Source organism: Labrys sp. 22185, assembly GCF_052045555.1.
In the GTDB taxonomy this organism is placed as follows: Bacteria; Pseudomonadota; Alphaproteobacteria; order Rhizobiales; family Labraceae; genus Labrys; species Labrys neptuniae.
The window spans coordinates 23,352-43,957 of record NZ_JBQEPH010000037.1 but is presented as its reverse complement, the minus strand read 5'-3'; the positions used below and the strand labels follow the sequence as shown (position 1 = coordinate 43,957).

At 56.4% G+C, this 20,606-nt stretch carries 13 protein-coding genes and 4 pseudogenes; 7 read left to right on the top strand and 10 right to left on the bottom strand.

All coding sequences use genetic code 11. The annotated features are described in order from the left end of the window. The 6 genes and pseudogenes from ACTJKX_RS33690 to ACTJKX_RS33665 all read right to left on the bottom strand — a co-directional run. A pseudogene (locus tag ACTJKX_RS33690) lies at positions 1-630 on the bottom strand (IS110 family transposase); the annotation flags it as partial. A 69-nt stretch (positions 631-699) separates the two neighbouring features. Further along, positions 700-1,044 carry an IS5 family transposase gene (locus ACTJKX_RS33685; RefSeq protein WP_440727959.1) on the bottom strand — a complete coding sequence of 115 codons (345 nt, stop codon included), beginning with the start codon at positions 1,042-1,044 and terminating at the stop codon, positions 700-702. 224 nt (positions 1,045-1,268) lie between these two features. After that, the gene (locus ACTJKX_RS33680; RefSeq protein ID WP_440727958.1) at positions 1,269-2,483 is read right to left on the bottom strand and encodes an IS701 family transposase; all 1,215 of its coding nucleotides are present in this window, start codon (positions 2,481-2,483) and stop codon (positions 1,269-1,271) included. 358 nt (positions 2,484-2,841) lie between these two features. Further along, positions 2,842-5,979, bottom strand: coding sequence for a polysaccharide lyase family 8 super-sandwich domain-containing protein (locus ACTJKX_RS33675; protein WP_440727957.1), 3,138 nt, complete (start codon positions 5,977-5,979; stop codon positions 2,842-2,844). 656 nt (positions 5,980-6,635) lie between these two features. Further along, a pseudogene (gene uxuA, locus ACTJKX_RS33670) lies at positions 6,636-7,817 on the bottom strand (mannonate dehydratase); the annotation flags it as partial. A 28-nt stretch (positions 7,818-7,845) separates the two neighbouring features. Next, a complete protein-coding gene (locus tag ACTJKX_RS33665) occupies positions 7,846-8,559 on the bottom strand; it encodes a GntR family transcriptional regulator (protein WP_394315458.1) in 714 nt (237 codons plus the stop codon). A gap of 105 nt (positions 8,560-8,664) precedes the next feature. On the opposite strand from ACTJKX_RS33665, the gene uxaC reads away from it, so the two are divergent. The 6 genes from uxaC (at position 8,665) to ACTJKX_RS33635 (ending at position 16,064) form a co-directional block, all read left to right on the top strand. Then, positions 8,665-10,065 carry a glucuronate isomerase gene (gene uxaC, locus ACTJKX_RS33660; protein ID WP_440727956.1) on the top strand — a complete coding sequence of 467 codons (1,401 nt, stop codon included), beginning with the start codon at positions 8,665-8,667 and terminating at the stop codon, positions 10,063-10,065. Positions 10,066-10,137: 72 nt separating this feature from the next. Beyond that, entirely contained in the window at positions 10,138-11,313 is a 1,176-nt protein-coding gene (locus tag ACTJKX_RS33655; protein WP_394315449.1) for an ABC transporter substrate-binding protein, read from the top strand. A gap of 307 nt (positions 11,314-11,620) precedes the next feature. After that, complete coding sequence (locus ACTJKX_RS33650) at positions 11,621-12,712, top strand: ABC transporter ATP-binding protein (RefSeq protein WP_440727955.1); 1,092 nt, start codon at positions 11,621-11,623, stop codon at positions 12,710-12,712. After that, positions 12,709-13,620, top strand: coding sequence for an ABC transporter permease (locus ACTJKX_RS33645; protein WP_394315451.1), 912 nt, complete (start codon positions 12,709-12,711; stop codon positions 13,618-13,620). The genes ACTJKX_RS33650 and ACTJKX_RS33645 overlap by 4 nt, the downstream gene beginning before the upstream one ends. Positions 13,621-13,624: 4 nt before the next feature. After that, complete coding sequence (locus ACTJKX_RS33640; RefSeq protein WP_394315452.1) at positions 13,625-14,470, top strand: ABC transporter permease; 846 nt, start codon at positions 13,625-13,627, stop codon at positions 14,468-14,470. A gap of 10 nt (positions 14,471-14,480) precedes the next feature. After that, positions 14,481-16,064: a mannitol dehydrogenase family protein gene (locus ACTJKX_RS33635; RefSeq protein WP_440727954.1), complete on the top strand. Its 1,584-nt coding sequence runs from the start codon at positions 14,481-14,483 to the stop codon at positions 16,062-16,064. On the opposite strand, the pseudogene ACTJKX_RS33630 reads toward ACTJKX_RS33635, so the two are convergent. The 4 genes and pseudogenes from ACTJKX_RS33630 to ACTJKX_RS33615 form a co-directional block, all read right to left on the bottom strand. Further along, positions 15,949-16,194 (bottom strand): annotated as a pseudogene (locus ACTJKX_RS33630) (hypothetical protein); the annotation flags it as partial. The gene ACTJKX_RS33635 and the pseudogene ACTJKX_RS33630 sit on opposite strands and share 116 nt — an antisense overlap. A 196-nt stretch (positions 16,195-16,390) precedes the next feature. After that, complete coding sequence (locus tag ACTJKX_RS33625) at positions 16,391-18,691, bottom strand: alpha-galactosidase D (RefSeq protein ID WP_440727953.1); 2,301 nt, start codon at positions 18,689-18,691, stop codon at positions 16,391-16,393. Between the two features lie 479 nt (positions 18,692-19,170). Continuing rightward, positions 19,171-19,608 (bottom strand): annotated as a pseudogene (locus tag ACTJKX_RS33620) (IS66 family transposase); the annotation flags it as partial. A gap of 199 nt (positions 19,609-19,807) precedes the next feature. Beyond that, positions 19,808-20,251, bottom strand: a complete 444-nt coding sequence (locus tag ACTJKX_RS33615; RefSeq protein WP_440727961.1) for a transposase — start codon at positions 20,249-20,251, stop codon at positions 19,808-19,810. Here ACTJKX_RS33615 and ACTJKX_RS33610 point away from each other — a divergent pair. Beyond that, the gene (locus tag ACTJKX_RS33610) at positions 20,229-20,441 is read left to right on the top strand and encodes a hypothetical protein (RefSeq protein ID WP_394315455.1); all 213 of its coding nucleotides are present in this window, start codon (positions 20,229-20,231) and stop codon (positions 20,439-20,441) included. The genes ACTJKX_RS33615 and ACTJKX_RS33610 overlap by 23 nt on opposite strands. Positions 20,442-20,606 lie beyond the last annotated feature (165 nt).

Genomic DNA, 20,606 nt, shown 5'->3' with positions numbered 1-20,606 from the left:
CGACTTGCCATCGCCTGTCCGCAGTTCCTCCAGGCATTCACGCCGATCTCGCCGGTTCGGCTCGTAGCCCCGAATGCCGACGCTGAAGAGCAGGCCTTTGATGCGGTTTGTATGCAGCGTTCGTTCCTTGACCAGCGCCTTGCGTTCCCTTCCGATCCGGCGGCGATCCTCCTCCTCGACCGCTGGCACGCGGACCATCGAGCACACCCTTGGTTCACCGCGCATCCAAGCCATCAGGGTGCGGACCAGCGTCTCACCGTCGATCCTGTCGGTCTTCGCCCGCCGATGCCGGCGCGACACCGCAATCGAAGCGGCGTCGACCACATGGCTGGTGATCCAGTCTTCCGACGCCAAGGCTCGATGGATCCAGAAGCCATCGAGCCCTGCTTCCTGAATAGCGATCACCGGATAGCGTTGACCTTCGCGGGCTTGTGCCTTGTCGCGCAGCGCATCCAGACACGCCAGAAGTGCTGGCATATCACCACCCGGTACCGAGTGCCGGGACATCTTCTCGCAGCCTGGCGATAGCGAGGTCACCAGCCATGACGATTTCGACAGCTCCAGCGAGACGAAAATTGCGCGAAGATCAACTCGGATGGCGGCAGGCTGCGAGATGGCTTCTGCTGACATGCCAAATCCTTCCACAGTGGTTGGTAGCAAACCGACTCTGATCTCCCTCAGGCCGCTATCCAACTCTCATCATGGGATCTTTTTTATGCCGACAGCGCAGTGGTGCGCCCGCACGATGGTGCTATCGATCATGTCGGCGGACCGCTCCCGACCCGCCATTTCGGCCAGAGTTTCGAGCATGGCGTCGAACACCCCCGTCTCGACCCAACGCCGATAGCGGCGGAAAACGCTGTTCCACTTGCCATATTCGTCCGGCAGGTGACGCCACTGCGAACCGGTGCGCGCCATCCACATCATGCCCTCGAAGAAGGGGCGGTTGTCACCCGCTGGTCGGCAACCGCGCCCCCGCTCCGATGGAAGAAGAGGGCCGATCAGCACCCATTCTTCATCCGACACCCCAATCCGCTCGCCCAAGCCTGCCTCCCAAAAAGCAGCCTTGAATCAACCAGGACTCACCCAGTCAAGCTTTGTCCACGAGGCCTGGCATTACAGTTGCATATTAGTTTTCAGGTGGGCTCGCTGAGCTGCAGCCTGATGGGCACGTCTCCAGCATGACCATGCGATGATGTAGGCGGGGTTTATGCGAGGCTGGGCGAGGCGGGTGGCGATACGCCGGACTTCCTGGATGGACCAACGGATCAGGTTTTGATGGTGGGCATCCGCGGTCTTTTTGGGGGTGTTGTGTTGTTGGCGCGATACCGGATCACCGCCATCATAGCAAAGGCAAGCATGACAAGGGAGACGTGGCGATGCCAGCCATGCCACGATCGGGTTTCGTTGTGGTCGAGTCCGAGCTCGTTCTTGGCGGTCTCGAAGCCGTCTTCGATCGCCCAGCGATGGCCTTCAACACAAACGAGCGTCTGGATGGCTGTCCCTGCCGGGCACCATGTGGTGAAGAATGCCAGATCGCCGTCGCTGATATTGCGCCGGATCAGGAGGCCACGGGTCCAAAGCCCGGTTTGTGTGTCGCTATATTCATCGGCCTCAAGATCGGCGAGTTCGCAGTAAGCCCAGTCATGAAGCCGCGCGCCCTTGGTGCCCTCACCGGCGGAAAGACGCTGCCATGCTTGTGGATCGAGATCACGGGCGATCTCCTGAGCTGTGCCAGCGACCGGGGGCTTGCCTGACCAGGAGCCGAAATGGTGGTCCGACTTAACCCCAAGAACATAGCCTTTGCAGGCTCGGCGCAGGGTGCCTTCGACGTCGCCTACGCCATACACCGCATCCGCGGCCACCCATGAAAACGACACACCGGCTGAAAGCGCACGCCGGATCATATCGACAGCCAGGCCTGGCTTGGTGGCGAAGGCTGTCGCCTCAGGAACATGGGCTGCCGCAAGCCTTGCCGGATCGCCAATCCAGCTCTTGGGCAAGTACAGGGCACGATCGATAAAGGCATGACCACGAGCGGACACATAGGCGGCGAACACGCCGATCTGGCAGTTCGTGATCTTGCCTGCTGAACCTGTATATTGACGCGCAACACCGCACGATGTCTTGCCCTGCTTGAGGAAGCCCGTCTCATCGATGACCAGGACCGCATCATCTGTGGTGAGGTTGTCTACGACATACTCTCGCACGATGTCGCGAAGTGCGTCCGCATCCCAACGCCCACGACCCAGAATGGCTTGTTGTCGCCACGGGCCGGGATCACCGGCCGCCTCAGCGCGCATCCAACCTGTCTTGCGCCGCTCCTCGCCCAGCAAGCCATCCAGGAAAAGGTTCGCAGATGCTGCAACGCGCTCCTGCGTAAACAGCGGCCGCATCCGAGCCTTCACCTCACGCAGCGAGGAGGCCCAAAGTTCAAGCGTTGTCTCGATTGATGCACCTGTCATCCATGACCTCCGAATCATGGTGACCCATAGATTCAGATCATAGATAAATATGCAACTGTAATGCAGTTCGTCAAGGTTTCGAATTTGCGACAGAGCCTCTCAAGAGGCTCCCTCCCGCCGAAAACTCCTTCAGGCGATCCTCAATATCCCAGAAATTTCGCTGGCCGGCCATTCGCGCGCCCGTAAATCAACGCCCGAACTAAATCATGAAATCGCCCAACGCACCAGTTTCCGGAGGCGTCCACCTTCCCACCTTTCTTAAAAGGGCCACCTTCTTGCACGTGCGACAATCTCGAGGCGCGTGTCCCATGCGTACGAATTTTAGGCACAATCTGACGAATCGACGCCCGCAGGGCGCGGTGCCGAATTCATTGTATTATTGGCTGGAAAATGTATCACCGGCGCCCATTTCCGATGTTTCCAGCTGAAGAAGAGCGCTCTGGGAAACCCCTGCTTTGTTGGTCGTGTTCACGGTTAGGATCATGGCCTGCGGATCGGTTGTCAGGTCGAGTGTCACCGAGTCGTCCTTGGCAATTACTGAAATCGCTTTGCGGTTGATCTTGATCCTAACACTAGCGGCCTTGCGAGTTGGATCGGCAATGGTGATGCGCAACTTGCCACCTGCCTCATCGCCCATTGTGACACTTGCAGGATTCGACGCAGTGATTAAGGGGAGACCATCAACACCATTGACGATGATGTCCCTGGTGGAAACCGACCAGATATTGGCACCGAGAAGTCCAAGGTCAGAATCCGCAACCGCGCTGGCGTATTGGTCGTTACGCAAGATGACAAGGCGAGAAGTAAGCGCCGCCGCAGCCTGTTGGGTTGCGGAAGCGTCCCGGCCCGGGAGGATAACATAAGCATAGGCACCATTAGCTGGATTGGAGCCGTGCTGATAGGCGAGGCTAAAGTAGCGATTGGTGCGCACCACGGTGTCGCCGTGAGTGCTCCAGCCCTTGTCAAGCGCACTCCAAGTTCCAGAACCATCGTTCAGAAGCGCCCGCACGCCTGGAGAACCCTGCAGGAACACGTATCCGATCTGACTTTTTGCAATTTTGGGGTCGGCATAGCTCACCCAGCTTACGCCGGCCGGCAAAATCTGGGCGGCGCCGGGATTCAAGGATAGAGCCTGTGATGTATCGGCCGCGCCATAGTTCAGCGTCGGCATCGAGCTAGAGTCCGACAGCCGACGGTTTTCGATGATGGTTTCAACAGGGCCGATACCGCCATTGATAGCAGAACCCAGTGCAACGATCTTATCGCCGAACAGGAACCACGATTTGTTACCGGTCAGAGGGGTGAAACTGCCCGAAGACGGCCGGGTGGCGTTCTGGGTGGAGAAAATCAGGCCTACGGAAGCGCTCATTGCCGCGTCCCCCACCGTATTGGGAGAAGACAGGACAGAAGCACCAGCCCAGGCGTTGGTGTTGAAGGCACCTTTTGCCTTCAAATCCGAGTTGGCATCGGGCAAAGCCTTGCCTGAACCGTCGGTGGTGGTGCCGGGCAAACGGCGCAGATTCACAGTCGGCTGGAAGTTTCCGTCGAATTGCGACTGATCGGCTGTATGCAGATAGACCGTCCCCAAGGATCCCCACCATCCCGTGCCGTTTTCGTTGTTGGTCTGCTCGAAAGACTGGATGCTGTCGCTGAACATTGCGATATCAACCGCGAAGGAGTTGGCACCGCCACTTCTGCCGAATACCTTAGCAATACTCGGCATGCTGACGACACCGGGCACTTCGCTTGCCGCTGGCACGCAGCCATCCTTCCAGATGCCCCACAGTGTTTCCCCAGCGTAACTGTTCATCGTGTAGTATCCGCTCGGATCCATAATACCCTGGATATAAGCTGGGGCCCCAGTGACGAGATTGCCACCAGATGGAGGCATGTAGCTAAACGTAGTGTCTCGAGTCATCCAGCCTTTCAGGTAAGACTTGATCCTATCCGAGGTGGCGGGATCGACGGATGCAGGTGGCTGGGTCCTGTCCAAGGCGCCGGCGAGATTCGCCAAGGAGGCAATGAGCCAGCGTCCTACGATATGCTCGCCGTAGGCCTGCCGCGACAGCATGCGCCCATGTGAGGTGCGTGTGAGAGCGCCATTGTAGATTTGCGAGACTATGCCTTTTTCAATGTACCCGTAGAGATTAATCAACCCTGGGGTGCCGCGAATGTCATTATTGGTGCCTACTAGGAGATCAGCGGCAGAAGTTACACTATAGATCAAATCCTTACCATAATTCCCCAAATATGAATGGTAGTTATGTTGAATGTATCCACCATCCGAATAGAACCCATCATTCGTTTTGACATTCACGGGTTGAATATTCAACAAGGGCGCGGAAAGGCCAATAGCAACATCCGGTTCCGTGCTGCTCAAGATAGCGGCGGAACGGCCAACTTTGGCTTGATCTCCGCGCAACAAAGAGGTCATCAGAAAAATAAATGCTTTGTCGGCCAGATTGGCGCCCGTTTCGCTCGACGAAGAGCCTCTGCGCCGGGCCGGATCAGGAATCCATGATTCGACGACCTTGAGATAACCGTCGATATCCTTGTCAGAGAAATTCGCATAGCGGTTATTTCTATCTCCAAGCAAAATATAAATGATATTTGTTATCAGTTTTGGATTTCCAATTTCATTATACCACCAGTTCGATCCGGAAGTCCCGGTTTTCGAAAATAAATCATTAGTTATATAATCCAAAGAAATCTTTATTTTAGTTTTTATTTCCGTTTCTTGATAGTAAGATTTTATACCGTTTGGTAATTCAGAGGTTGTGATGGGCAATATATAGGCTTGTGCCAAAAGTGTCAGATTCTGCAGCTCCAGAAATACTTCCGCATTGAGGTCCAGGCTAGTGGCCTCTTTATCCGGGTTCATCGGATCCATCATCGGCCAGAGGCGGCGGGCACGAAGCCCGGCAATGCTATTGTCTGACGGATTGTAACTCGGATTGGCATTAAAGCCGTCGACCAAGTTCCGGTCGTTAATGGCCTTGTAGATATCGGCCACGTTCGCCAGATATGCAGCCCGCATTTCCGGCGACAAGCTAGTCGCACCCGAGATACTGGCCAACTGCGATCTACGGCGGTCGATCGAGGTTGCATAAGTTGAGGAGACGATGGTACCAAGCGGATCGGGCTGAATCACGCTAGCGTCATTGTCGGCGGATGAAATAATTTTTGGCGCCGGGCAAGAAGTTTGACGATCTTGCCCTGGATCCGTCCGCAGTTGGCCTTGGACAGCGTTGTCTTTGATCGCCTCGATCTGCGCTTGAACTGGAGCGGGATTGCTATTGGCTGCGGAGACGTCCGATCCAGCATCAATAGTCCCAAAAGTTGAATTGGGGGATTGCGGGGCGCCACCACTTCCGTCGTTACATGCGGCAAGCCCAGCCAACACCACACTCAGGGCGAATGTCCCGATAACCTGTTGGGCCCGAGGCCAGGTGGTAGTCCTTTTCAAAAGAAACGGGTGATTGGAGCGCGCCACAAACCCGATAGATCGTCCCATCACTATTCCTCTTAAATGTTGAAAAGCGTTTTGAATTAAGTTCTTTTTTCGACCAGAGGCAACGACAAGCCGTCATATGCAAATATTTTAGGTCTCATGTAAGAATATACCATCTTTTATCGTAACAATATACAGTAGTTTATTTCAATTTATATTGAGTTTAAACTCGACATTAAATGCTAAATTCGGAAATATTCGATTATGATTTCCCGCATTAATTTGAAACAGAAAGTCTAAATTTCAAAAATAACAAGTGCGTTGCACAAAATACGGACGGCGCAACAGCATGCGTCAGTTCAAATAATACCGTAGCCCCATGAGAGAAGGCATGACTTGCATGTGGCTTTCTTGTCCTTTACAATAGGAGAGATAGGTTTTTTGGGTTTATCATTGCGAGATAATTCGGATTATTTGCAAAGAACCGATCTCCCTAAAGGGTATATTCTGCAGATCACATTGGAGGTAAAGGTCTCCTCTTTTTTCGTTCGGTGGTAGCTGCCCTTGGTTTGGATCGAAAGCCAGATAAATGGCAGCTGTCAGGATTCCTTAGATCCCACAGCGGCCATCTGTCTCTGTCGATCAGACGCATTTCCGGGCGCCCCCTCCCCTCCTCCGCCATCAAGTGCAGAATTTGCAACAGAGTTCCAGAAGGTCTCCGGGCGATGACCTAAACCATGCAAAATGCCTCGCAATTCTGCAAGTCCGCGCAGACGCCCGATCGCTGGATAGCCGGGCGTCACGTCCTTTGCGAGATCATCGAGCATTCGATGGCCATGGTCGGAGCGAAACACGATAGTCTCACCCGGCGCGCGCCGGCGATCTTCTGATACCAGAGCCCTGAGCACCGCGACCATATCCGTGTCGCCGTCGAGATGTGCGGATTCATGGAAATTACGGGGATCTGACTCGCGTTTGGTGCTGCGCAGATGAGCGAAATGAATGCGCGGTCCGAAGCGATGCACCATGCCGGGCAGATCATTGTCGGATCGTACTCCGAGACTGCCAGTGCACAAGCACATACCGTTGGTGGGTGAAGGCACCGCCTCGAACAACGCCGCGTAGTCGGCTTCAGTGGAGGCGATGCGAGGCAAGCCGAACAGAGAGCGAGGCGGATCATCGGGGTGCAGGGTAAGTCGAATCCCGAAGCGCTCCGCCGTGGGCGTGACGGCGGTCAGAAACTCAATCAGATGTCTGCGCAGGCGGTTGGAATCGATACCGCAATATTGCTTCAACTTCTCGCGAAATTGCAAGATGGTCATGGACTCGGTGGTCGATCCCGGTAAGGCACTAGTAATATTATTAATGAGCGCCTTTCTGGCCACCTCATCCATGGCTTCGTAAACCGCGCGCGCGCGTTCCTGCTCTATAATGGTATAGTCGTTCTCCGCGCCTGGGCGCTCGAGAATATACAATTCGAAAGCAGCGAAAGTATCGGCGTCGAACCGCATCGCCGTGGCGCCGGTGTCGGTGACATGATCGAGCTCGGTACGGCACCAGTCGACTATCGGCATGAAATTATAGCAGACGATCCCGATGCCTGCCCTGCCGACGCTTTCCAGACTAGCGATCCAGGCCTCAATCTCCGCTTTGGCTATACAGCCGAGACGCTTGACAGCATCGGGAATCGGAATGCTTTCGACCACTGACCAGGTCAGAGGCACGCGGCCTGGGAGCGTGGTCTCGATCAGGTCCCGACGCGCTTCCACAGCAGACTGGGTCCACACCGTGCTGATAGGCACCTCGTGCAGCGCAGATACGATGTCAGTGGCGCCGGTCTGGCGCACTGCGTCCAGCGTTACGGGATCTTTTGGCCCAAACCATCTCCAGCCCTGCCTCATTGAGTTCTCCTTCTGGCGACAGTCTGTCTCAGATGAAATATTCAGGAAAACGTTTCCTCAACTCGTCGACGTCGGGAATGACTGCGCTAACGTGAGCCGTCATTGCCGCCTTCGCGCCTTCGATGTCTCCGGACAGAATGTGGTCCCGGATCACACCGTGCTCATTTAACACCTGGCCCATGCGGCTTAAGATCGGCACGGTGAGGCGGCGGGCGCGGTCGAGTTGCGCCTTTACCTGAGTCAGCAGGGACCAGATGCCCGGATGGCCGGCGAGATCGGCGACCGCCGCGTGAAAGGCTTCGTCCGCCTCATGAAAAGCATCAGCGTCATTGACGAGAGCAGCCGCACGCTGGCGCCCAAGGGCAAGGTCGATCCCCGCCATGCGCATGGGCGTAGCCGCCCTTGCAGCCTTCTCCACAGTAATGCCTTCCAACGCCCTGCGGACCAAGACCGCTTCGGGAATGGCGCTGACCGGAATTTGCGAGACGAACGTACCCGATTGCGGAAATATGTCCACCAGTCCCAATTCGGCAAGCCGAATCAGCGCCTCACGCACCGGGGTGCGGCTGACGTGGAAACGGTCGATCAGTGCTTTGTCTTGCAATGGCGTGCCCGGCCTCAGGCGCAGGGCGATGATCTCAGACCGCAGCGTTTCAAACACCTGAGTCGCGGATGTAATGCGGCGAACGACGCTCGGGCGGGCAGCCTCGTCCAGGCTGAGCGGAGAGAAAGGTGGGGTCATCGCCATCAAAGGGGTTAGTTTGCACAGGTTGACATTCTAATATATTAGTTGTTAGGGTTTGCCAAGTAGGGCATGCCGTGACTGCCGGCAAGAAGGAGAGAACCGATGGCGCTCAATCCAGATCGGTTGTTGCCGATCTCGCCGGACGCGCAAGCAGTGGCGCGGCGCCTGTTTGCTGCAGTGGAAAAGCTGCCTGTTATTTCCCCACATGGGCACACGGACCCAGCTTGGTATGCTCGAAATTTGCCGTTCCCGGATCCGTCCACATTGTTCGTTATCCCCGACCATTACATCTTCCGCATGCTCTATTCACAGGGCGTGCCGCTGGAGGCTCTGGGTGTGCCCCGTGTCGATGATGGACCGGCGGAAGCCGACGGACGCAGTATATGGCGTTTGTTCGCCGAACATTACCGCCTCTTCCGCGGCACCCCGCCCCGGCTATGGTTCGAGCACGCGCTGGAAACGGTATTCGACATCAAGGAGCAATTGTCGCCCGACAATGCCGATAGTCTCTATGACACGATTGCGGCGGCGCTGAGCGAGGATGAGATGCGCCCGCGCGCGCTCTATGACCGCTTCCGCATCGCGGCCATCGCTACCACAGATAGTGCGCTTGAAGATCTGGCCGACCACGATGCGATTGCTGCTTCTGGCTGGCACGGCCGGGTCGTACCGACCTATCGTCCCGATGCTGTGGTCAATCCTGACCGGCCGGATTTTGCCGCAGCGCTCGCCCGGCTATTCGAACTGACGGGCGAGTCCGAAACTTGGACGGGCTACCTTGCCGCTCACCGGAGTCGGCGGTCGTTTTTCAAGGCACGAGGGGCCACAGAGACCGATCATGGCCATCCCTCGGCTCTGACGGCCAATCTGCCCCCAATTGATGCCGCGCGCCTGTTTGACAAGGTGCGCGCGGGCACGGCCGACATTGGAGAGCACGAGCTGTTCCGCGCCCAAATGCTCACCGAGATGGCGCGCATGAGTCGCGATGACGGGCTGGTGATACAGATTCATCCAGGCTCCCTACGCAACCATAATAGTTGGCTATTCGAGCACTTCGACTTCGACAAAGGCGCCGATATCCCCACCCGCACCGACTATGTCCACGCCCTGCCTCCTCTGCTCTCGGTCGTCGGCAACGACCCGACGCTGACTATCATCCTGTTCACTCTCGATGAAATCGCCTATTCACGTGAACTTGCGCCGCCGGCTGGCCATTATCCGGCGCTCAGGATGGGGCCGGCCTGGTGGTTTTTCGATAGTCTGGAAGGTATGCGCCGCTTCCGCGAAACAACCAGCGAAACGGCCGGCATTTACAACGCGGTCGGCTTCAGTGACGATACTCGTGCCTTTCTGTCAATTCCGGCCCGCCACGATGTCGCCCGCCGGGTGGATTGCGCCTGGCTGGCTCGCCTCGTCTGCGACGGACGCCTCGAAGAGGATGAAGCGCATGAAATGGCCGTCGATCTGTCTTTTCGCTTGGCGAAGGCGGCTTATAGACTTTGAAGAAAACTGACCACAACAGCCGGCTTGATAAATAGACCGGGTTCGGACCCGGCCGATTGGGAGGACCACACCATGCGCATGACTCGCAGAAAATTTCTCGGTGCCTCGGCGATGCTAGCTGGGTCGCCATTGTTCGGCGGCCAAGCCTTCGCCGCGCTAAAGGCACCTGCGAGTCCGGCTACTCTCACCGTGACGGATGTGGCGGGTAATCTTGCCCTCACCCAGCGCGCCTTGCAGCGTTACGCCGATTCCAAGCCCGAATGGGTAAGCCGCATCGTCTTTACCAAGGCACCGGCGCCCGAGCTGCCGTCCAAGCTAAAAGCCCAGCAAGCGGCAGGCCGGGTCGATATTGATCTCGTCCTTACCGGTACGGATGCCCTCGCCGCCGGTCTGGCGCAAGGGCTGTGGACCGATCTCGTGCCTTATAAGAGCGACCTTCCCGATCTGGAGGCGATCTACATCCCGCAAGCCTTCAAAATGCAGGCCATGGCGGAGAATCATGGCGTGATTGTTTCCTATTATCCCTCCGGTCCACTAATCGAATATATGCCCGATAGAGTGGTCAAGCCGCCGAAAACCGCCGAGGAACTACTCGACTGGACCCGCCAGAACAAGAACAAGCTGATTTATGCTCGCCCGGCCAATTCCGGTCCCGGCCGCACCTTCCTGATGGGCCTGCCTTATATACTCAAGGATAGCGACCCCAAGGATCCCCTGAAAGGCTGGGAAAGGACGTGGACCTATCTGGAGGAGCTTGGCAGGAACATTGAATATTACCCCTCCGGCACCACCCAAACTATGCGCGAATTCGGCGACGGCACGCGCGATATCGTAATCTCGACCACAGGCTGGGACATCAATCCGCGTGTGCTCGGTGCGGTGCCGGCGGAGGCCAAGATCGGCACACTCGCTGGTTTCCACTGGGTAACAGACGCCCATTATATGGTGGTGCCGAAAGGCGTGTCTGAGGACAAGCTCGCCATTCTTCTCGATCTCATGAACTATATGCTGAAACCGGAAGCTCAGGCCTATGCCTATGACGAAGGTTATTTCTATCCTGGCCCGGCCATAAAGGACGTGCCACTCTCGCTCGCGCCGGAAGACAGCCAGAAGGCGATCAAAGAGTTCGGTCGGCCCGAATATGATGAGTTGATTGCCAACAATCAGTTGGAAATCCCACTCGATATCAACAAGCTGGTCGCAGCCTTCCATATCTGGGACGAACGCATCGGCGCCAAGAAGACCTAAAGGAAGGCTCTACTCATGATGGTGCGACTTTTGTCATTACACGGTGTTCCTAGCAAACCAGTTCTGCGCTCGAGAGTGCGGCTCCCGTATTTCTAGATGCTAGGGCGGGGCGAGCCCGGGAATGACAAATGTGACTGCCTTTCTGAAGTCACGTGCAGGTGCCCTTGGAGATCAACTTCGCAGCACCGGGCTCATGATAGACGGAGTGTCGACCTCCAGATCGGCATCTTTGTTTTAGAAAGCCATAATTCCAAAGATGTCGATCTGGAGATCGGCACTCCAGTTTTCGTTCCGGAGTTATACAGTAATGATTGCCCATAGCGCCAATAACCCTGTTCAACTCTCCCCTGTCGGCGGAGGGCGGCTTGAGTTGGTCGATCTCCAGCGGGAATTCGGTACCTACAAGGTACTGGATGGCATCGATCTGACTGTAGAACGGGGCGAGTTCATTGCCTTGCTCGGTCCGTCCGGTTGCGGCAAATCAACTGCGCTCAACTGCATTGCCGGCCTCTTGCCACTAACGGGCGGTGAGATCCGCGTCGACGGTCGGGCGATCCACGAATTGCAGCCGGAGCAGCGTGGTTTCGGTATGGTGTTCCAATCCTATGCACTGTTCCCACATATGACTATCCGCAAGAATGTCGCCTTCGGATTGACTATGCGCGGCGTGCCGCACGCTGAGATCGCTGAGCGGGTCGATGCGGCGCTTGATCTGGTGCGTCTAAAATCGCAGGCCGACAAGCTGCCCGGCCAGCTCTCTGGCGGCCAGCAGCAGCGCGTCGCCATTGCCCGCGCCATCGTTATTCGGCCCTCGCTTGTGCTGATGGATGAACCCTTGTCCAATCTCGATGCCAAGCTGCGCCTGGAGATGCGCGCGGAAATCCGCGCTATTCACCAGGCCATCGGCTCCACGACGATTTATGTTACCCACGACCAAGACGAGGCGCTCTCACTGGCTGACCGTATCGTAGTAATGTCTCGGGGCGTGATCCGGCAGGTAGGAACACCCGAGGAACTCTACGAGCGTCCGGTGGCCGTCGATGTCGCCGATTTCATGGGCTTTCGTACTCGTATTACTGGCCGCGTCACAGACAACGCTGGCACGGTGGAGATCGCGGGTGCCCGTTTTGCCTTGCCGGCGGCGCGGGAACATGCACCGGGCACGCCGGTCACGATCTCGGTCCGTCCGGAAGATTTGCAAATCATGGAAGGCGCGGGCGGCCTTGCCGCCACGGTGCGTACCATCGAATATCGCGGCCGGGCCTGGTTCGGCTCGGCAATGCTGGCCGACGGCACCATCGTCTATTTCCAAGCTGACAGCGCCTATCCAGTCGGGGCAGCGGCGTCAATAGGCATCGATGCCGCCCGCACGCTAGTTTTCACGGGAGAGAGCGCATGAGCGATACCTTCACGGCAATCGGCTCACGGTCAGCTCAACCTTCGCTAAGAATGCGGTTGGCGGCGGGCGGCCTCGACGGCATCACACTCCTGATGCTGCCCGGCATCGTATCAATCCTGGCTTTGTTCATCTATCCTTTCTTCTACGGCCTGCTCGACTCGATCTCGCCTGTGACCGGCCCCTGGTATGATAATTATCGGCGCTTCTTCTCAGAACCCTTTCTCTATAACACTATCGGCGCAACGCTCTGGCTTGCTTTGCCAGTCACTATCCTCAATTTGGCTTTTGCCGTACCGATAGCCTTCCGGGTGCGCTTGATGCGACGGCAAAGATTGCTGACAATTATTCTCGTCCTGCCAATCACTCTTGGTACGGTGCTGGTCGCAGAGGGTTTACTGAATTTCCTGGGGCCGCAAGGCTGGTTCAATCGTATTTTGCTGACTATCGGCCTAATCGAGACACCGCTCAGACTCACCAATAATTACTGGGGCGTGTTCGCATCCCTGGTGATCACCGGCTTTCCATTCGCCTTCTTGCTGACGCTGTCCTACATCTCCGGTATTGACCCAGCCATCGAGCAGGCCGCGGCAACGCTCGGAGCTGGGGCCGGCCGGCGTTTCCTGCGTATCTTCTTACCATTGTTGGTCCCTGGCCTTGCGGTCACGTTCTGTCTCTCCTTCGTCCAGGCCTTCGCGGTGTTTCCTTCTGCGGTACTGCTCGGTGCACCGGCAGGCGCGACGCGCGTTCTCTCCATCGCAGCCTATTCGGCCGCGTTCGAGGAATACAACCATTCGCTCGGTTCGGCGATCGCAATCATCATGGGCGCCGTCCAGCTTGTCGTTGTCTTTGCAGTGCTGGCGCTTCGGAACCTATTTTATCGGGGTCCGGCCGGCGGAACGAAGGGCTGATCCGATGATCCGCGACCGTGGCTTCGGCTCCAAACTCTGGCGCACCGCTATGTGGGCACTTGCGCTGTTGTTCATTCTCAATTTGCTCGGCGTAATCGTGTCAGTGCTAATGAATTCCTTTGCTATTCGTTGGCTCGGTACATGGTTACCGGCCGGCTTCACCATGCGGTGGTATTTTTCCGCTTGGCAGGAATTCCAGCTCACCAGCGTGCTGCTCGTTACCTTTGAGATCATCTTCCTCGTGACATTGCTGTCCGGTTTCATCGGCATTACCACCGCCTATGCACTGGCTCGGCGCAGCTTTGCCGGCAAGCGATTGATCACCCTACTTTTCCTGCTGCCGATGCTGGTGCCGCCACTTACCTACGGCATTCCGCTTGCCACGATACTCTATCAGTTAGGGCTGGGAGGCAGCTTTTGGGGAGTTGTGATCATCAATCTCGTGCCCTCTATCCCTTTCGTTGTCTTAGTGATGGTCCCCTTCATCGAACAGATCGATCCTCGCATCGAGGCCGCCGCCCGAGTGTTCGGCGCGGGAACGGGTAGCCTGTTTCTGCGCGTCCTGCTGCCGCTTTTGCTGCCCGGCATGCTGGCGGCCCTACTGCTGGTATTGGTGCGCACTATCGCCATGTTCGAACTTACTTTTCTCGCCGCCGGCCCAACCAGCCAGACTCTGGTGGTCTCACTCTATTACGCTGTCTTCGCTTCGGGCGTGCGCGCCTCTCAGTCTATCGACGCTATGGCCGTGGTCTACATGGTGACCACTCTATTCTGGCTTGTGCTCGCCCTGCGCTTCATCAATCCCACCCAAATCGTCGCCCGCTCCCGGCAATCCTCGGCGACGCAGTAAGGCGGGTCCGATGAACCGGCTGAATCAGGGTGCTCTTTCCAACTTGCCGAAGGGGGTCGTTGGCCCTTTCTATGATCGCCGTGCCGTGAACATCGGCATCGTCCATCTTGGGCTCGGCGCCTTCCATCGCGCGCATCAGGCGGTAATAACCGAGGCAGCACTGGAGGCAGGCGATTACAGCTGGGGCATCGCCGGGATTTCGCTGCGCAGCCCCGATATCCGTGATGCCCTCGCACTGCAGGACGGCCTCTATACCGTGGCGGTGCGTGACGGCACCGGAGATCGTTTTGCCGTGACTGGTGCTATTCTCACGACGCTAGTGGCGCCAGAAAACCCAGGAGCTGTGCTCGATCTGATGACCGCGCCAAACACGCGCATCGTATCGCTGACTGTTACTGAAAAAGGTTATTGTCACCGCCCGGCCACGGGAGACCTTGACGAGGATAATTCCGACATCCGGCATGATCTTACTTACCCCGAAGCACCCAGAACGGCCATCGGCTTTCTGGTGGAGGCAATTGCTCGGCGCCGGCGAGCGGGACACGCTCCTTTCACCGTCCTCTCGTGCGATAATTTGCCGGCCAATGGCCACACCACCGCGAGCGTAGTCAGGCGCTTCGCCGCCTTGCGCGACCCTGATCTTGCCGCCTATGTGGCCGAAAATGTCGCCTTTCCCTGCACAATGGTTGACCGCATCGTGCCGGCAACGACCGAGGAGGACCGGACTATTGTCGCCAATGCGCTCGGCGTGGAAGATGCCTGGCCGGTGGTGAGCGAGCCTTTCCTGCAGTGGGTGATCGAGGATCGCTTCCCCTCGGGACGGCCTAACTGGGAGAAAGGCGGCGCCAGCTTCGTCGCCGATGTCGAACCATTCGAATTGATAAAGCTGCGCCTGCTCAATGCCAGCCACTCCACCCTCGCTTATCTAGGCTATCTCGCTGGCCACGAGACAGTGGCCACCGCGATGGCAGCACCGGGCTTCGCCGCGCTGCTAGAGGGGCTGATGCGGGAGGAAGCCTCGCCAACGTTGCCGCCGCTCGAAAGCTTCGATATTGCCGCCTATCGCGCGGCCCTTTTGGACCGCTTCCGCAACCCGGCGCTCCGGCACCGGACCTGGCAGATCGCCATGGATGGTTCGCAGAAATTGCCGCAGCGCCTGCTCGGCACGATCCGCGACCGGCTGGCAGTCGGCGCCACTTTTGAGCGCCTGGCGTTGGGCATCGCGGCCTGGATAGTCTACGTCGCCGGACGGGACGAGAGGGGTCAACCCATCGATGTGCGTGACCCTTTGGCCGCGCGCCTAGCCGAAGCCACAGCGGGCCGGACAGAAGCAGAGGAATTAGCCGAGGCGTGTTTAGGTTTCTCTGAGGTGTTCGGTGCTGATCTTCCGGCCTCCAGGCCTTTCAGGATCACATTACTGCAGGCACTCTCAGCTCTTCTAAAAGATGGAGCCGCCGCTACGGTAGCGCGTTTCGACACAGGATCGCAGCCTCCTGAATCGTCGACAGGACGGAACTGCGACACTCCTTGGGACCCATTGGCTCATCCTCGACCGTATCGCCCGATCGCCACTTTCTTACGGTCTTCTCGTTAAGCCTGTAGCGCCTCGCCAGTTCTGCGGACGAAGCTTGCGATCGCTGTAACTCTGCACGAACGGCGTACGTGGTCTTAGCGCTCCCGTGTAAAAACCTGCCCCATAGCGCATCCCTCTCTGACGATGACAAACATACGCCATCACACTCCGGGACTAAACACCCAGAACGCTGCTGCGAACCTCCCACGGACAGTCCCAAAACCCTCAGTGCGGTTCCTGATGGGAGTTTTCAGACGGTCTCTCTGACTTCTGACGCGGAAAAGCACCTCAACAATCCGCGATTGCTCGACGGCGCAATCGCGGACATTTACAAAAAACTCGATCCTTCATTGCAGTTGGATCAAGCCCACTGAGGTTGGCAAAGCTTTGATGGAAACGATGCCGTCAATATCTGGAGCCCAGCCTGCGGAGTTGTACAACATGATGGTATTGTTGCTACCCGCATTGAGCGTAAGGGTTGCCTGCAAATTCGCTATCGTATTGTCGCTCCCCGTAGAAGAGGCCTGAAGGGTAACCGGTGACTGGCCGTTTGTCGCAATCTGTATGCTCCTGCCGGCAGGATCAGACGTTCCATAGGCGAAGGTCACAACATAGGAGCCGCTGGTGGGCACAGTCACCTTGTTGAAAGTCAGCGAGCCATTATAGGAGATGCCATTCTTGATCACCGTACCCAGGTAACCGACTTTCTGGCCACCCGAGCAAGTCGCACAGGCTGCTACCTTTGCTGTGCCGCCGATCGTATTGTTCGGGCTCTCAGCCTCGATCATCATGGCAGGTGGCGTGTACAGGACTGGCCCAGCGATCTTTTCGATCTTCACAATCTCAGGGACTGGAATGGATGTGTCGTCCAAACGGCTGAGAGTGAATTTGTTTGCCCCTAAGCCCTGCCGAACGAAGAGCGTTACCATGCCAGGAACACTTTCGTTCCCCGTCGGCCCGAAATTGATCTTCGTATAAGTTCCATAGGACGCGGGGAATGTGTCTTTGATGTCCAGCTTCAATACCGCGTTCGCACTGGATTTATTCAGATATGTGATGCGAATGTAATTGCCGTTCGCATTATTTGACATGACGTTTTCGAAGCTAACTGTTCCAAGATTAGTAATCTTCTTTCCCCCCTCGCAGGTCGAACAGTCGATGGAGGTGGCTCCATCGGCCAGGGTCGATGGCCAGTAGCTGGTCGGTGCTAGGTCGGTGCCTTTGACCTTAAGCATCACCACGCCGCCGGCCGGCACTTTCTGCGCCTTATAGGGCGACGTCTGTGCACCCAGATCAGTTCGACTCCACAGATCACGTACAGTCACTTGTTTGGCGGGATCCAGTCCCAACGCCTCCCAGCTTACCGAAATATTTGCAGCGCTGGCGCCGTTGTTAAATAGAACGACCGCCCTCTCCCCGGGATCGGACAAAAGTTTGGCATAGACACTCATCGAGGAATTGGGCTGATCGACCTTGAGAGCCTGCACACCAAGAATATCCTGATTGACCGCAATCACCTCGGGATTGGTGAGGAGACTCAATGTTGCTTGGCTCAGACCCGCGGTGAGGTCATTTCCAAGGACCATTGGCGCTCCCAGGACCGCCCAAAGGCTCACGTGCGCTCGGTCATTATCGGGCGTGAGATCCGAACCGGTGAAACCGGCTACCATCATATCAGCATCGTTATAGGTGCCGGTATGCTGCGCTTCAGGGAATAGGCTGCCTTTGAAATTCTGATTAATCACGGCGCTGAACGCGGGATGACCGGGTTGCCGAGGAGGGACATAAAATATATCGTCTGTAGTTCTCCACGAATCTACAATATTTCCCCAAAAATATGTCGTTCCTGTTTTTATTGAGTTGTGACTTGTAGCATTTATATTATAAGTAATTTTCTTGTTATATTTTTTTTCTGCTGAATTAATTGCATTTCTCATCAAAATAAATGTAGAAACTTGATCATCTGCTTGCAGCGAAGTCGTCGTGCACCAATCATATTTAAGGAAATCAACGCCCCAGCTTGCGAATGAGTTGAGATCCTGTTCGACATGTCCCAGACTGCCCGTCTGGCGCCCAGCTTCGGAAATAGGAGGAGTAACCGTGGTGTTTTGACGACCACCGATTTGAGCGCATGTCTGCGGACCAGGAGTTGCGTAGATGCCATACTTCAAGCCCTTCGAATGAATGTAGTCCCCAAGAGCCTTCATTCCGTTCGGAAAGGCGCGGTTCCCCGTCAAGCTTCCATCTGCGGCACGCGTCGTCTCAGACCAGCAATCATCGATGTTGACATGGACATATCCGGCGTCCTTGAGGCCGCTTGTGACCAGATAATCCGCTGACTTCTTGATGATATCTTCAGAGATGTTACAGCCATGGGCGTTCCAACTCGCCCACCCCATGGTCGGCGAGGCAACCGGAATGTAGCGAGGCGTGATATTAATTACGGGTTGTTCGGCTTTATCGTCAAATTTATTATCTACTGCCAGGTCGTTACCACTGGGGTGATCTACGGTTTGATCGTTGCTGGGGAGAGACGTGAATATTCCATGAGAATCGGAATTCTTGTCATCGCTGCCGCCCCCGTTGCAGCTGCTGAGAAAAAAACCACTCAGAAGAATCAATGCAGCTGATTTGATTTGGATATTCACTGTGTTTCATCCCATAGAGAGTTTATTTTTATTGAACGCACCGCGCCCATCGTTATTCAACAAAACATATACTTCAACTTGTTTTTTTATCGAACAAAACTATAAAATTCCAGAATTATGCTGAAAATATTTATATTGATATAATATAAGGTTAATTGTCTGATAATTTAACGTTATCTTGTTTTCGTAATAAAAGTCAATAAATATACCCTATTGTTTTTCTACCTAATTTTGATAAGATATTCATTGCAGTGCTCAGAATCTGTAATTTCGACCCAAGACACTGAGTCTGATCCGAATGATGGTAGAGCTGTCGAGTATCCGGGCTCCATGCCGACCGGTAGCCCGACTCGTTGACGTACAAAATGTCAGCGAATTTCGGGGTCGAATAGCTGCTATGGAACGTGATCTCCGTCGTGAGCTGCGGGAATTGTGTGTCGAAGCTTGACGGTATTGCGTAAGCGGGCAGTCGAGGCCGTTCAGGCTTTGAATTTCCACGGCGTGAGATCGTCGATCCGGGAGATCGGCCAGCCCTTGGCAGTGCGCTCGAGGGTCTGGGCGAGCCAGGCGTGTGGATCGACGTCGTTCATATTTGCCGTTTGAAGGAGCGTCGCGATAGTCGCTCAAATCCGGCCGCCTCCACGGGAACCGACGAAGAGGCTGTTCTTTCTCGTAATTGTCTGCGGCCTCATTGACCGCTCGACGATATTGGAGTCGATCTCGATGCGCTCGTCAGTCAGGAAGCGCTCGAGAGCGGCGCGTCTGGAGATAGCGTAGCGGATCGCTTCGGCGAGTTTGGATTTGCCGGACAGCTTGGGCAGCTCCTTGCTCCACTGGTCGAAGAGGGCGGCGACGGCAGCGGATTTCGGTTTCGACCTTCCACAGCACCGCCATGGTGTTGATTTCCGTCGAGAAGTGACCCGGGATTTCCATTGAGAACTGGCTCTGACGCATATGTGGAACGGCCGACCCGCAAGGGGCATCTGAAGATTTGATCCTAGTCGGGGCGGTGCAGTCATATGTCCGGCCTGTTGCGCGGACTGACGCCGCTGGCCATGATGAACTCCGCGACATCTGATCGCCCTATCAATTTCGCGAGTTCGATTACTCATTGCGTCAGGCGGCGTATCTGATATCGGGTTCGTGCCCGTCTTGGATCATCACTCTTTGCGCACCGTGCTCTGTTGTCGGCTGCGTCGCCGAGATTTCGTGATCATGCCTGGATCGACTCAGGCTTCCTGTAGATCCGCCTTTGGAGAGCAGGGCCAGATGATCCGCGCCACCTTGTTGGTGAGCGCCACCGCCACCAGCTTGTAGGGCTTTCGAGCCAATAACGCCGTGAGCCAGGCCGGCAGCCCCCCCCCCGCTTCGCCTGATTGATGAGGCGCCGACGACGAGGAGCGTTCGCAGCCGACGGTTGCCCTGCTTCGAGATCGATCCGAGCTTCTCTTTGCCTCCGCTAGAGAGCAGGCGTGGCCTGAGCCCCAACCAAGCGGCGAAGTCTCGGCCTCGCTTGAAGCCGTTTGGATCGTGGACGGTGGCTCGAACGGTCGCTGCGATCAGTGAGCCACCCCCTGGGAATGCTCGTCAAACGCGTCCTGGCTTCGTCGATCTTGATACCGGCACCTATGCTTTCGTCCAGGCGATCGACGCGCTGGTCCAAGAGATCGATCTGCTCGGCCATTTCCAGCAGAGCGATCAGAGCAAGGTCCGGCAAAGGGTAATCAGCGTCTCGCACCAGGCCGGCTAGCCTGTCGATGCTAGCCATACCGGTCGATGTGACGATGCCGAGTTTGTCAATGCCGTCCGTAAATTCCGCAAGAGCGGGCTCTCCCGCACTTTCGGTGCAACGATCTGTGAATCTTGTTGATGCCCAATGGCTCCATCAACAAGGAGCCGATTGTTGCCGTGACCA

Excerpts from the sequence above, each read along its gene's own strand:
- ACTJKX_RS33645 (WP_394315451.1), top strand. The coding sequence starts at position 12,709 with ATGAGCGATACCTTCACGGCAATCGGCTCACGGTCAGCTCAACCTTCG.
- ACTJKX_RS33675 (WP_440727957.1), bottom strand. The coding sequence starts at position 5,979 with ATGGGACGATCTATCGGGTTTGTGGCGCGCTCCAATCACCCGTTTCTT.
- ACTJKX_RS33650 (WP_440727955.1), top strand. The coding sequence starts at position 11,621 with ATGATTGCCCATAGCGCCAATAACCCTGTTCAACTCTCCCCTGTCGGC.
- uxaC (WP_440727956.1), top strand. The coding sequence starts at position 8,665 with ATGGCGCTCAATCCAGATCGGTTGTTGCCGATCTCGCCGGACGCGCAA.
- ACTJKX_RS33665 (WP_394315458.1), bottom strand. The coding sequence starts at position 8,559 with ATGACCCCACCTTTCTCTCCGCTCAGCCTGGACGAGGCTGCCCGCCCG.
- ACTJKX_RS33635 (WP_440727954.1), top strand. The coding sequence starts at position 14,481 with ATGAACCGGCTGAATCAGGGTGCTCTTTCCAACTTGCCGAAGGGGGTC.
- ACTJKX_RS33640 (WP_394315452.1), top strand. The coding sequence starts at position 13,625 with ATGATCCGCGACCGTGGCTTCGGCTCCAAACTCTGGCGCACCGCTATG.
- ACTJKX_RS33680 (WP_440727958.1), bottom strand. The coding sequence starts at position 2,483 with ATGATTCGGAGGTCATGGATGACAGGTGCATCAATCGAGACAACGCTT.
- ACTJKX_RS33655 (WP_394315449.1), top strand. The coding sequence starts at position 10,138 with ATGCGCATGACTCGCAGAAAATTTCTCGGTGCCTCGGCGATGCTAGCT.